The organism is Duganella dendranthematis (genome assembly GCF_012849375.1).
Classification (GTDB): domain Bacteria; phylum Pseudomonadota; class Gammaproteobacteria; order Burkholderiales; family Burkholderiaceae_D; genus Rugamonas; species Rugamonas dendranthematis.
In genome coordinates this window covers 1,089,173-1,101,505 of the sequence record NZ_CP051684.1, presented here as the reverse complement: position 1 = coordinate 1,101,505, position 12,333 = coordinate 1,089,173, and the positions used below count along the sequence as shown (strand labels likewise).

The 12,333-nt window shown below is 63.5% G+C and carries 11 protein-coding genes; 6 read left to right on the top strand and 5 right to left on the bottom strand.

Annotated features, from left to right (window positions below; translation table 11 throughout):
• Positions 1–45 precede the first annotated feature (45 nt).
• From HH213_RS05195 to HH213_RS05185, 3 genes are read right to left on the bottom strand one after another with little or no spacing between them, the layout of a single operon-like run.
• On the bottom strand, positions 46–321 hold the full coding sequence (locus HH213_RS05195) for a type II toxin-antitoxin system RelE family toxin (RefSeq protein ID WP_169111193.1): 276 nt from the start codon (positions 319–321) through the stop codon (positions 46–48).
• Positions 305–532: a type II toxin-antitoxin system RelB family antitoxin gene (gene relB, locus HH213_RS05190; protein WP_169111191.1), complete on the bottom strand. Its 228-nt coding sequence runs from the start codon at positions 530–532 to the stop codon at positions 305–307. Before relB ends, HH213_RS05195 begins: the two co-directional genes overlap by 17 nt.
• Positions 533–549: 17 nt before the next feature.
• Entirely contained in the window at positions 550–2,112 is a 1,563-nt protein-coding gene (locus HH213_RS05185; protein WP_169114970.1) for a POT-type proton-dependent oligopeptide transporter, read from the bottom strand.
• Between the two features lie 219 nt (positions 2,113–2,331).
• On the opposite strand from HH213_RS05185, the gene HH213_RS05180 reads away from it, so the two are divergent.
• Complete coding sequence (locus tag HH213_RS05180; RefSeq protein WP_169111189.1) at positions 2,332–3,969, top strand: alpha-glucosidase; 1,638 nt, start codon at positions 2,332–2,334, stop codon at positions 3,967–3,969.
• Positions 3,970–4,036: 67 nt separating this feature from the next.
• Positions 4,037–5,911, top strand: coding sequence for a glucokinase (locus HH213_RS05175; RefSeq protein WP_169111187.1), 1,875 nt, complete (start codon positions 4,037–4,039; stop codon positions 5,909–5,911).
• On the opposite strand, the gene HH213_RS05170 is transcribed toward HH213_RS05175, so the two are convergent.
• Positions 5,912–8,041: a TonB-dependent receptor gene (locus HH213_RS05170; protein ID WP_169111184.1), complete on the bottom strand. Its 2,130-nt coding sequence runs from the start codon at positions 8,039–8,041 to the stop codon at positions 5,912–5,914.
• Positions 8,042–8,211: 170 nt separating this feature from the next.
• Between HH213_RS05170 and HH213_RS05165 the strand changes: the two genes are divergently transcribed.
• Positions 8,212–8,751: a PadR family transcriptional regulator gene (locus HH213_RS05165; RefSeq protein ID WP_169111182.1), complete on the top strand. Its 540-nt coding sequence runs from the start codon at positions 8,212–8,214 to the stop codon at positions 8,749–8,751.
• Positions 8,748–9,992, top strand: coding sequence for an MFS transporter (locus tag HH213_RS05160; RefSeq protein WP_169111180.1), 1,245 nt, complete (start codon positions 8,748–8,750; stop codon positions 9,990–9,992). The genes HH213_RS05165 and HH213_RS05160 overlap by 4 nt, the downstream gene beginning before the upstream one ends.
• On the opposite strand, the gene HH213_RS30040 is transcribed toward HH213_RS05160, so the two are convergent.
• Positions 9,989–10,579 carry a hypothetical protein gene (locus HH213_RS30040; protein ID WP_229263305.1) on the bottom strand — a complete coding sequence of 197 codons (591 nt, stop codon included), beginning with the start codon at positions 10,577–10,579 and terminating at the stop codon, positions 9,989–9,991. The genes HH213_RS05160 and HH213_RS30040 overlap by 4 nt on opposite strands.
• Positions 10,580–10,790: 211 nt before the next feature.
• On the opposite strand from HH213_RS30040, the gene HH213_RS05150 reads away from it, so the two are divergent.
• The gene (locus HH213_RS05150) at positions 10,791–11,690 is read left to right on the top strand and encodes a 2-dehydro-3-deoxygalactonokinase (RefSeq protein ID WP_371875694.1); all 900 of its coding nucleotides are present in this window, start codon (positions 10,791–10,793) and stop codon (positions 11,688–11,690) included.
• Between the two features lie 2 nt (positions 11,691–11,692).
• Positions 11,693–12,316, top strand: a complete 624-nt coding sequence (locus tag HH213_RS05145; RefSeq protein ID WP_169111176.1) for a 2-dehydro-3-deoxy-6-phosphogalactonate aldolase — start codon at positions 11,693–11,695, stop codon at positions 12,314–12,316.
• Positions 12,317–12,333 lie beyond the last annotated feature (17 nt).

Genomic DNA, 12,333 nt, shown 5'->3' with positions numbered 1-12,333 from the left:
TCGCGCTCTGCAGTGTGTAAAAGTCGGAGGTCACAAAGTGTGATCTTAAACCTGACGGTATATTTGCTTACGATAACCGATGCCGACGACAAGCACATGGAGAATTCCATCCTGTATGTCGCAGATGATGCGGTAGTCGCCAACACGGTAGCGCCAGTAGCTGCCGAGTTTTGCTCCGGTCAATGCTTTGCCCAGGCTACGCGGGTCAGCTTGCGGCGCAACCTGCTGGTCCATATAGTCAAGAATGCGCCGCGCTGCGGCTTTGTCCAGCTTTAATAGCTGACGCTGTGCCTGGCGAGTGTAGTCAATCTGCCAGGCCAAGATTTTTCCTGACCTGTTCAGATGAATAAACCGGCTCTTTGCCGCTGGCTACGCGCTGCATCGTGGCCTCGGCGAGATAGAGATCTTCCAGATCGTCGATGCTTTGCGCGATGAGTTCTTGCAGGTGGGCGTCTAGCGACTTCCCGGTGCGCATGGCCAGCTTTCTTAAGCGCTGTTCTGTTTTGTCATCCAGTTCAAAAGAAATGGCCATGGTTTGCCTCTCTGTGATTATGCCGTCTTGCGGTAATTATCCACCATCTTGTAGCGTAGGGCGTAGAGCGCGAAGAGTGCGGCGACTGCGGCGGCGAAGGCGGCGAACAGGAACATCTGGAAGGCGATCGGACTCAGGCCGCTGCTGGCGATCCAGCCGCCCACCACGTCGTTCTTCACGCCGGCATTGACGATCAGTACCCACAGGTTGCCGACCGTGACGGCCAGGTACCAGAAGCTGAGGATGATGCCCTTCATCGAAGCCGGCGCCTGGCTGTAGGCGAATTCCAGTCCGGTGGCCGACACCAGCACCTCGCCCAAAGTCAGCAGCGCATATGGCAGCAGCTGCCACAGGATGGAGACTTTGTCGCCGCCATCCATCCACAGCTGGATCATGCCGATCACCACCCAGGCCGATGCCGACAGCGCGATGCCCAGCCCCATGCGGCGCAGCGGCGTCGGCGTGATGCCGACCGCGCGCATGAGCGGGAACAGCGCGACGTTGTTGAACGGGATCAGCAACATCACCAGGATCGGATTGACCGCCTGCATCTGCGCCGGCAGCAGCGTGAAGTTCCAGCCGAAGATCGACAGCAGCGGGCTGTCCATGGTGTTGGCCTGGACGATCCAGGTCGAGGCCTTCTGGTCGAACAGCGACCAGAACGGCGTGGTCAGCGCGAACACGATCAGGATGCGCAGCACCGAGCGCACGCCTTCCACCGCTTCGTCGGTGTGCTTGCCGCGCGCGCGTTCCAGCTGCATCGACACGCCGATGCCGCCAAACGCCAGCACCAGCGCCAGCGCCGTGCAGGCGGCGATGACGAAGCCCCAGGCCGGCGTCATGCACAGCGAGACCACACCGGCCAATGCGCCGAAGCCGGCCACCATCAGGCCGGGACGCGACAGACCGTGCCACGACTGGCTGCTGGCGCGCGCCAGCAGGGCGGTGCGCGCCACGCTGCTGAATGAATCCGGATTCGGCGCGGCCGGCGGCACGTGCACATACTTGCCGCGGCCCAGCCAGAACACCAACGTCGCAATCGCCATCAGGATGCCGGGAATGCCGAACGCCACGGCCGGGCCGTAGTCGCGCAGGAACAGCGGCATCAGCAGCGAGGCAAAGAAGGAGCCGAAGTTGATGATCCAGTAGAAGGCGTCGAACACCAGCTTGGCGCGGTTCTTGTTGGTCTGGTCGAACTGGTCGCCGACGAAGGACACCACCAGCGGCTTGATGCCTCCCGAGCCGAACGCGATCAGCGCCAGCCCAAGGTAGAAGCCTTGCAGGTTGTGTTCAAAGATCGCCAGGCAGGCATGGCCCGCCACGTAGATCAGGCTGAACCAGAACACCGTCTTGTACTTGCCCCAGAAGCGGTCGGCGATCCAGCCGCCCAGCAGCGGGAAGAAGTAGACGCCAATGACAAAGGTGTGGAACACATGCTTGGCTTCGGTGGCGCGGTCGCCAATCGGAATGAACAGCAGCAGGGTACTCAGCAGGAAGGGCGTGAGGATGTTGCGCATGCCGTAAAAGCTGAACCGCTCGCAGCCTTCGTTGGCGATGATGTAGGGAATTTGCCGGGGCATCGGCCCGTTGCCGTTGTTGCTCACTGTATTTCACTCCTGATGTTGTGTAGTTTGACTACTATTTTTTATCTAAAGAATCCCGGTTGGAATTCTTAAGTTTTTGTTTTTAAAGGGTTGTTTGCTATTTTAGTGTGACTGGGTGCGGATTGAAAAATCTGTTTTCGTGCTGTATATTCTCTACAAAAATGTGTGACCGCCCAGCCAACCCCGGATTTTCTTATGACTAAGCAACTTACTCAAGTGTCCCCCCACTCCCCAGACTGGTATCGCGACGCGATCATTTACCAGGTTTACCCGCGCAGCTACATGGACAGCAACGGCGACGGCGTGGGCGATCTGCCGGGGATTACGGCAAAGCTGGACTATATCGCATCGCTGGGCGTGGACATCCTGTGGATTTCGCCTTTCTTCAAATCACCGATGAAAGACTTCGGCTACGACATCGCCGATTACTGCGACGTCGATCCTCTGTTCGGCACGTTGGCCGACTTCGATGCGCTGATCGCCAAGGCGCACAGCCTGGGCCTGAAGATCATGATCGACCAGGTGATGGCGCATACTGCGGAAGATCATGCGTGGTTCAAGGAGAGCCGTTCCAGCCGCGATAATCCGAAAGCCGACTGGTACGTCTGGTCCGATCCCAAGCCGGACGGCAACCCGCCCAACAACTGGCTGTCCGTGTTCGGCGGTTCGGCCTGGCAGTGGGATACGCGCCGCCGCCAGTACTACATGCACAATTTCCTGGTCAGCCAGCCGCAACTGAACTTCCACAATCCGGCGGTGCAGCAAGCGCACCTGGATGCGCTGCGCTTCTGGCTGGAGCGGGGCGTCGACGGCATTCGCCTGGACGCCTGCAACTACCACTTCCACGACCAGCAGCTGCGCGACAATCCGCCGGCCACCAACCGCGACTCGATCACCGTCACTGACGTCAACCCGTACGGCATGCAGGCGCACGACTTCGACAAGACCCGTCCGGAGAACGTACCGTTCCTGCAAAAGCTGCGCGCGCTGCTGGATGAATACAAGGCGGTGTCGATCGGCGAAGTCGGTTCCGACGATTCGCTGGCCACCATGGCCGAATACACCGCTGGCGGCGACAAGCTGCACATGGCCTATAGTTTCAACCTGCTGGTCAACCTGCTGTCGTCGCACTACATCCGCGAGCAGGTGGAGCAGTTTGAAAAACGCGTGAAGGGCGGCTGGGCCTCGTGGTCGGTCGGCAATCACGACGTGCCGCGTGTGGCCTCGCGCTGGGGCGGGCCGTCGGCGCCGCAGGCGTTTGCCAAGCTGGCGCTGGCGATGCAGCTGTCGCTGAAGGGCACGCCGTGCCTGTATCAGGGCGACGAGCTGGCCTTTGCCGAAGCGGACGTGCCGTTCGAGTTGCTGCAAGATCCGTATGGCATCACCTTCTGGCCGGAGTTCAAAGGCCGCGATGGTTGCCGCACGCCGATCGCCTGGACCGATGGCGCCAACGGCGGCTTTACCACCGGCAAGCCATGGCTGCCGGTGTCGCCGGACCATCTGGCCAAGGCGGCCTCGGTGCAGGAGGCGGACGCGGCATCGTCGCTGGCCTTCACCCGCGCCTTCACCGCCTGGCGTCGCCAGCATCCGCAACTGCTGCGCGGCGAGATCGCCTTCTTCGACACGCAAGACCAGGTGCTGGCATTGCGCCGCGACCTGGCCGGCCAGCGCAGCATCTTCGCCGTGTTCAACCTGAGCGGCGAAGCGCAGACGGTGGACCTGCCGGCCAGCGCCGGCGCCGAGCAGTTGCAAGGCTACGGCCTGCCGGGCACCGCAGCGGACGGCAAGGTCCAGCTGCCGCCGTACGGCGCTTGGTTCGGCTACGCGGTCTAAGGGGATTTCCTTCTTAACATCAGGTATTTCAGGTATGCTTCCGCCAACTGTTTGGACTGAACCGACAATGAAACAAGCTGAAGTGGATCAAAAACTGAATCGTACCGCCTTCGCCGACGGCCCGCGCCTGCTGGCCGACATCGGCGCCACCCATGCCCGCTTCGCCTTGCAGACCGCGCCCGGCGAGTTCCGCGCCGTGCGCGTGCTCAAGTGCGACGACTATCCGGACATCGTGGCGATGCTGCGTTCGTATCTGTCGGACCACGCCGGCGTCAACCTGAACCACGCGGCGCTGGCCGTGGCCAACCCGGTCAGCGGCGATTACATCCGCATGACCAACCGCGACTGGGAATTCTCCACCGACGAAGTGCGCCGCGCGCTCGGCCTGCACACGCTGCTGGTGGTGAATGACTTTACCGCGCTGGCGATGTCGCTGCCGGGCCTCAAGCCGGCCGATTTAATGCAGGTGGGCGGCGGCAAGCCGGCCACCAATTCGGTGATCGGCGTGCTGGGACCGGGCACCGGTCTGGGCGTGTCAGGCGTGATTCCGACCGTCGACGGTTTCGTCACGCTCGGTTCGGAAGGCGGCCACACCAACTTTGCGCCGGCCGACGAGCGCGAATACGCGATCCTGCAATATGCATGGCAAACCTGGTCGCACGTGTCGACCGAGCGTTTGATTTCCGGCCCCGGCATGGAAATCATCTACCGCGCCATCGCCAAGCGCAACGGCCGCCAGGTGCGCGATCTGAGTTCGCAGGAAATCATCTCCGGCGCGCTGACCGACAAAGACCCGCTGTGCCTGGAAGTGCTGGAATGCTTCTGCGCCATGCTGGGCGGCGCCACCGCCAACCTGGCCGTGACGCTGGGTGCGTTCGGCGGCATGTTCATCGGCGGCGGCATCGTGCCGCGTCTGGGCGAATGGTTCGCCTCGTCGCCGTTCCGCGCGCGCTTTGAGGCCAAGGGCCGCTTCACCAGCTACCTGGCCGAGATTCCGACTTACGTGATTACCACGCCGAATCCGGCGTTCTACGGCGTGGCGACGATTTTGTCGGAACACCTGCGCGGCCGCAGCGGCGCCAACACGCTGATGGAGCGCGTGCAGCATCTGCAACACGAGCTGACCCCGGCCGAGCAGCGCGTGGCGCAGCTGGTGCTGGAGCAGCCGCGCCTGGTGCTGAACGAGCCGATCGCCGATATCGCGCGCATGGCGGAAGTCAGCCAGCCGACCGTGATTCGCTTCTGCCGTTCGCTGGGCTTCCTCGGCCTGGCCGACTTCAAGCTGAAGTTCGCCAGCAGCCTGACCGGCGCGATTCCGGTGCGCCACAGCCAGGTGCGCGTCAGCGACAGCACGCACGACCTGAGCGCCAAGGTGATCGACAACACGGTGTCGGCGATTTTGAAATTCCGCGACCAGCTGGACGTGCGCTCGCTGGACAAGGCGATTGCGCTGGTGGCCAAGGCCAAGCGGGTTGAGTTCTACGCCATGGGCAATTCGCGGGTGGTGGCGCTGGACGGCCAGCACAAATTCTTCCGCTTCCGCATTCCGACATCGGCGTATGGCGATTCGCACTTGCTGACGCTGGCGGCCGAGCTGCTGAATCCGGGCGATGTGGTGATTGCCATCTCCAATTCCGGCAAGCTGCCGGATTTGCTGGCGGCGGTGGATGCGGCGCGCGCCGCCGGCGCCGACGTCATCGCCATTACCTCCAGCAACTCGCCGCTGGCGAAGAAAGCCACTGTCTGCCTGGCGGTCGATCACACCGAGGACAGCACCAGCTTCCTGTCGATGATCTCGCGCATCCTGCAACTGCTGCTGATCGACATCCTGTCGGTCGGCATTTCGCTGGACACGCAAAACGCCCGCCTGGTGGTCGAACACAAGAGCAACAACGGCGAGGCCGACAACCGCCGCTTGATGATCTCCCACCTGGACGGTTAATTACAGCTTGTAGCGCAGCGTCAAGGCGATGCTGCGCGGCGAACCTGGCAAGCTCAGGTTAGGGCTGGAGCCGTGACCGGAGACGATGTAGCGCGCGTCGCCGATGTTGTTCAGGTTCAGCTGCACTTCATATTTGCTCGCCTGGTACGCCAGCATGGCGTCCGCCGTGATATAGCCCGGCAGCACCACGGTGTTGCCGGTGTTGGCGTAACGGCTGCCAACCGCATTAATGCCGCTACCGGCCTTGAAGCCATATCCCAATTCCTTGGTCAGCCACAGGTTGCCGCTGTTGCGTGCCGTCAGCGTGGCGCGCTTGCCTTGTACCGGAATCTGCGCGCCCACGGTTTTGCCGGGCTGGTTGACGCTGGTATCGACCGCCACCGATTCGGTCACGGTGGCGTCGGTGTAGGCGTAGCCGGCCAGCACCTTCCAGGCGTTGCCCAGGTCGGCGCTGAAGGTCAGCTCCAGGCCGTCCGAGCGCTGCTTGCCGATCGGGACGATGCGGTTGGTCAGCGGATCGGTGATCTTGATGTTGTCGCGCTCCAGGCGGTACAGCGACACGGTGGCGTTGGCGCGGCCGCCCCACAGGTCATATTTGCCGCCCACTTCGGCATTGCGCGTGGTTTCCGGCGCCAGGTCGGCATTGTTGGCGGCCAGCGCGAAGTTCTCGCCGCTCGGCTGGAAGGAACGGCTCCAGGACGCGTAGTACGACTGCTGCTGGCTCGGCTGCCACACCAGGCCGGCGCGCGGGCTCCAGGCGTTGTCGGTGCGGCTCAGGCTGGTGGCGACACCGGCCGGGCTGACGATGCGCGATTCCTGCTTGAAGCCGTCGTAGCGCACGCCAGCCAGCGCCTTCCATTCATCGCTGAACACCAGGGCATCCTGCAGATAGGCGGCCGAGGTTTTGTAGGTGCCGAAGGTGTCGGTGCGCGCGCCGAGTTTGGCCGGATCGACCTGCGGCAGCACCGGGTTGAAGATCGACACATTGGTGGCCACCACCACGGCGGCGTTGGTGAACGCATCCTTGCGTTGCTGGCCGAATTCCACGCCGTACAGCAGTTCGTGCTGGATGCCGCCGGTGGTCAGTTTTTGCGTCAGCTCGGTCTGGTTGGACCAGCCGTGTTCCACGCGCGCCAGCTTGGCGTGCGCCAGCGACATGGTGGCGGCCACTTCGTTGACGTTGCCTGAGATGTTGGTGTTGTTGCGGTCCAGCGTGTAGTCGTAATAGCGCAAGCCGTTGCGCAGCGACAGGCTGGCGTCGACGCGGTGCGTCAGCGTGGCGGCGCCGGAGACCACGCGCGACTGGCTGTAGTCGGCCTGGCGGGCGTTGGCGGCGCCGTAGTACCGGCCTGGCTCGACGTCGACCGCGCGGCCGTTGTACGACGGGATGCCGAAGTCGGTCAGGCGGCGGTCTTCCAGGTAGTCGGCTTGCAGCAGCACTTTGGTGTCGGCCGACACGCGCAGCGCCACCGATGGGGCCAGGGCAGTGCGGTCGAGGAATTGCTGCGAACGGTAGCTGTCGGCTTTTTCGCGCGCGCCGGTCAGACGCCAGGCCACGGTGTCGCCGGCGCGGCCGAAGTCGATCTCGCCACGGCGGCCGCTGTGGTCGCTCAGGCTGACGGCGATGTCGTTGACGTCGGCGCCCGGTTTCTTGGTCACGCGATTGACCAGGCCGCCCGATGAGCCTCGGCCATACAGCACGGCCGCCGGTCCTTTGACCACTTCCAGTCGCTCGATGTTGGACAGGTCGCGGAAGTACAGCGCGTCGTCGCGGAAGCCGTCGACGAACTGGTCGCCGATGGCGGTGAAGCCGCGAATGAACACCTGGTCGCGCTGGCCGTCGCCGGTGGACAGGCCGACGCCCGGCACGGTCTTCAGCACGTCTTGCAGCGACGTCGCGTGCAGATCCTTGATGACGGCGGCGGGGATGACGTTGACGGTTTGCGGCACGTCCTTCAGGTCCATATCGGTCTTGGTGGCGCCGCCCGAGCTGCGCGCCACGTAGTTGCTGCCGTCGTCGCGCGCGCCCACCACTTTGATTACCTGCAACTGCTGATCGTCTTCCGCATGTGCCACCAGGGCGAACGCCGACCACACTGCAATACTTACCGCTTTCATCTTCAACCGCATTTTGATCCCCGTACGCATGTAAATCCTGCAATTGTAAGGCGTATGTAAAGAATAGTAAATGCGAATCAATCTCATTAATTATTTCGCGCTGTTACAAATCGGTACTTGAGGTTCTGAAAGAATAGGTTAAGATATATCGAAATAAGTTATATCTTAAAAGGAGTTTCACCATGTTTGGATTTCATCACCACCACCGTCCACACGGCCCGCACGGCCATCACCCACACCATGGCGGCCCTGGCCATGGCGGCGGTCCCCGTGGCCGTGGACCGAAAATGTTCGACGCCGGCGCCATGCGCTATGTCGTGCTGCAACTGATCGCCGAGAAGCCGCGCCATGGCTACGAAATCATCAAGGAGCTGGAGCAGCGTTCCAGCGGCGGCTATTCGCCGAGCCCGGGCGCGATCTATCCGCTGCTGTCGATGCTGCTGGACATGGGCCACGTGCTGGCCTCGCCGGACGGCAACAAGAAGCTGCACACCATCACCCCGGAAGGCGAGGCTTTCCTGGCCGAGAACCGCCAGTTTGTCGACGCCATCCTGGCGCGCCTGGCGGAAGGCGACGAGCACCGCGAAGGCCTGCGCACCGCCATGCACGAGCTCAAGCATGCCGCCATCGAGCAGGCCCGCGCCAGCAACCACAGCCCGGAACGGATCGAGCAGATCCGCGCCATCCTGCGCCAGGCTGTGGTGGACATTAACGCCCTATGAGCAGCGCGCTGCCTTTGACACCGGCGCGCGAGCGCATCGTGCTGTGGCTGCTGGCGCTGACGCAGTTCACCGTCATCATGGACTTTATGGTGATGATGCCGCTGGCGCCGCAATTGATGCGGGCGTTCGCCATCGAGCCGGCGGCGGTGTCGGGCGCGGTCTCGGCCTACGCCTGGTGCGCCGGCATATCCGGGCTGGCGGCGGCGATGTATATCGACCGCTTCGACCGCAAGAAGCTGCTGCTGGTGGTGTTTGCGCTGTTTACGCTGTCCAACCTGGCGTGCGCGGCGGCGCCGAACTTCCATGTGCTGGTGCTGTCGCGCGCCTTTGCCGGCTTGAGTGGCGGCATCCTCGGCGCCATCGTCATGGCCATCATCGGCGACCTGATTCCGGCCAACCGCCGTGGCGCCGCCACCGGCATCGTGATGACGTCGTTCAGCATGGCCTCGGTGCTGGGCGTGCCGACCGGCGTGATGCTGGCCGCGCATTACGGCTGGGCGTCGCCGTTCTATATTCTGGTCATTTGCTCGCTGCCGATTCTGCTGCTGGCGGCGCGCGTGCTGCCGGCGCTGGACAGCCATATGCCGAACAACACGCCGTTGTCGGCGGTGCTGCCCAACCTGCTCGCGCTGTACAAGAAGCGCGAGCATCTGAAGGCCTTCCTGCTGTCGGTAGTCAACATGATGACGGGCATGATGGTGATTCCGTTTATTTCGCCGGTGCTGGTCAACAACGTCGGCTTGCAGCCGGCCGAGATCACCTATGTCTATCTGGCCGGCGGCCTGGCGACTTTCTTCACCGCGCGCCGCATCGGTACGTGGTCGGACCGTTACGGCGCACAGAAGGTGTACCGCATCGTCTCGCTGCTGTTCATCTTGCCGGTGCTGTTCATCACCCATATGCCGGTGCTGCCGCTGGTGGGCGTGATGCTGTTCTTCCCGTTCTTCATGGTACTGGCGTCGGGCCGCAATATTCCGATGCAGGCGCTGATGACCACGGTGCCGGAGCCGGCACGACGCGGCGCCTTCCTCAGCGCGAACGCGGCGATCCAGCAAGTGGGCACCGGCGTCGGCGCGTTGCTGGGCGGGCTAACCTTGCATACGCAGGCGTCGGGCCACATCGCCGGTTACGGTCTGAACGGCTGGATTGCGGCCGGGCTGTCCTTGTTGACGGTGCTGTGGGTCGGGCAGGTACGCGGCGCCGCGCCAGCGGCGGCGCCGGTAGGGGTGAAAGCGGCTTAGTTGGCCGGCTGGCTGTCGAATGCGGTGCGCTTGGCTGGATGCTTTTCGCGGCGCCAGCGCGCCAGGCTGATGACTTCGTCGTTGGCGCCGTCTTCGACCAGGATCTCATCGTCGCTGGACGACACCAGGAAGCTTTCCCAGCGCAGCGCCGACTCGGCACTGTTTTCCACAAAGCTGAACTGCCAGTAGTTTTTGCCGTTTAGCTTGCGTGGCACCGGATCGTATTCCAGCAGGCCGCCGTGGGCCTTGCCGTTGGTGTTTTTCTCAATCAGCGCCGACCAGGCTTGCAGTTCCGGCAGCGACATCAAAGCCGCTGCGCCTTGTTCCTTGGTGCGCACGGCACGCGGCTCAGGCGGTGGCGCCGGGTCCTTGATCTCGGCCGGACGTGCTGGCGTCGCGGCCGGGACCGGCTTCTTGGCGACGGCTGCGCTGCTGGCGCTGGCCGACGACGCTGCGGGCACCTTGACCACGACCTGCGATTCGGCTGACGGGGCGCTGGCAAAATAGGCGGCAAAGCCCAGCGCGACAACCGCCGTGGCGACGCCGGCGATGACCAGTTTGCGGGAAGACTGCTTGCTTAATTCCATGAGGGGGATTCAGAAGACTGATTTTATAGTCGGCCATACTAAACCAAAGGCATCTTAGGGGCAACTTTTGCTCTTTTTTTACGCGTTTTGCATTGCTTTGTCGATAATGTTTCGTGGCTTCCCTATATTATTTTGGTATTACTCCGGCGAGATAATTCATTGGCTGTTGAGGGCGGATTTTCGTACCATCGTCGCAGCATCAGTAAAGGATATGCCTGTGAACAAGAATATTGTGGGAATCGATTGGGGCACCAGCAACCGGCGCGCCTATCTGATAGATCAATCGGGCGCCTGCCTGGCCGAGCATGAAGACGGCCAGGGCATGCTGGCCGTGGGCGGACGCGACCAGTTTGGCGCCTCGCTGGCCGGTCTGCTGGACGCGATGCAACTGCCGGCCGACGTGCCGGTGATCATGTCCGGCATGGTGGGCAGCGCCTCCGGCTGGCAGGAGGTCGATTACCTCGACGCCTCGGTGCCGCTGACGCAGTTGCCGCAGCACTTGGCGGCCGTCACCGATCCGGCCTGGGCCGGCCGTGCCACCATCGTGCCGGGCTATGTGTACCGCAACGGTGCTTCGTCCGATGTGATGCGCGGCGAGGAAACCCAGCTGCTGGGCGCGGTCGCGCAGGGCCACCGCGACGGCTGGCTGGTGCTGCCCGGCACCCACAGCAAGTGGGTGTTGCTGCGTGACGGCGTGATCCAGTCGTTTGCCACCTACATGACCGGCGAACTGTTTTCCATGCTGTCCAAGGGCGGCACCTTGTCGTCGATGATGGGCGGCGACAGTGCCGACGCCGACGGCTTTGCCACCGGCCTCAATCAGGCGGCGCGCAACGAACCGCTGTCGAATAGTCTGTTCCGCGTGCGCGCCGGCGTGGTGTCGCGCGCGGCGCCGGCACAGCAGGCGGCGGCCACCGTCAGCGGCCTGCTGATCGGCGCCGAGTTCGCCGCTGCGGCGCGTGCGGCCGAAGGGCAGGGCATTGCCGTGATCGGTTCGCCGGCGCTGGCGGCGCGCTATGCGCTGGCCGCGCAGCATTTCGGCTTGAACTGTAAGGTGCTCGACCCACATGCGGTGTATTGCACCGCCATTTCCCAATTCCTGAAAGCCTGACCATGACTACTGTTACCCATCCTGCCACGCCGCTGGTTGCCATCCTGCGCGGCTTGAATCCCGCCGAAGCGGTGGATGTCGCCAAGGTGCTGCATACGGCTGGCTTCCGCGCGCTGGAAGTGCCGCTGAACCGTCCGGGCGCGCTTGAGGCGATCGCCGCCATCGTCGCGCTGGAACTGCCCGATACGCTGGTCGGCGGTGGCACCATGCTCACCGTCGATCACGTGGACGCAGTCTTCGCAGCCGGTGGCCGCCTGCTGGTGTCGCCGAACTGCGTGCCGGCGGTGATCCGTCGCGCGGCCGAACTGGGCATGTACTGCGCACCAGGCGTGGCGACGCCAAGCGAGGCGTTTGCCGCGCTGGACGCCGGCGCCCACGCGCTGAAGATTTTCCCGGCCGAGTCGGTTGGCCACGGCGGCATCAAGGCGCTCAAGAGCGTGCTGCCGGCTGGTACGCCGGTGTGGCCGGTGGGCGGCGTGTCGCCGGAAACCATGGCCGACTGGGTCAAGGCCGGCGCCACCGGTTTCGGCATCGGCGGCGCGCTGTACACCCCGGGCGTGACGCTGGAGCAGCTGAAGGAGCGCGCGGAAGCGTTCGTTAGCACCTGGCGCGCTTTGGCCGTATGATGGCGGCTCTCTAATCT

Coding starts and splice junctions, on each gene's coding strand:
- relB (WP_169111191.1), bottom strand. CDS start 532: ATGGCCATTTCTTTTGAACTGGATGACAAAACAGAACAGCGCTTAAGA.
- HH213_RS05185 (WP_169114970.1), bottom strand. CDS start 2,112: ATGCCCCGGCAAATTCCCTACATCATCGCCAACGAAGGCTGCGAGCGG.
- HH213_RS05180 (WP_169111189.1), top strand. CDS start 2,332: ATGACTAAGCAACTTACTCAAGTGTCCCCCCACTCCCCAGACTGGTAT.
- HH213_RS05175 (WP_169111187.1), top strand. CDS start 4,037: ATGAAACAAGCTGAAGTGGATCAAAAACTGAATCGTACCGCCTTCGCC.
- HH213_RS05170 (WP_169111184.1), bottom strand. CDS start 8,041: ATGCGGTTGAAGATGAAAGCGGTAAGTATTGCAGTGTGGTCGGCGTTC.
- HH213_RS05165 (WP_169111182.1), top strand. CDS start 8,212: ATGTTTGGATTTCATCACCACCACCGTCCACACGGCCCGCACGGCCAT.
- HH213_RS05160 (WP_169111180.1), top strand. CDS start 8,748: ATGAGCAGCGCGCTGCCTTTGACACCGGCGCGCGAGCGCATCGTGCTG.
- HH213_RS30040 (WP_229263305.1), bottom strand. CDS start 10,579: ATGGAATTAAGCAAGCAGTCTTCCCGCAAACTGGTCATCGCCGGCGTC.
- HH213_RS05150 (WP_371875694.1), top strand. CDS start 10,791: ATGCCTGTGAACAAGAATATTGTGGGAATCGATTGGGGCACCAGCAAC.
- HH213_RS05145 (WP_169111176.1), top strand. CDS start 11,693: ATGACTACTGTTACCCATCCTGCCACGCCGCTGGTTGCCATCCTGCGC.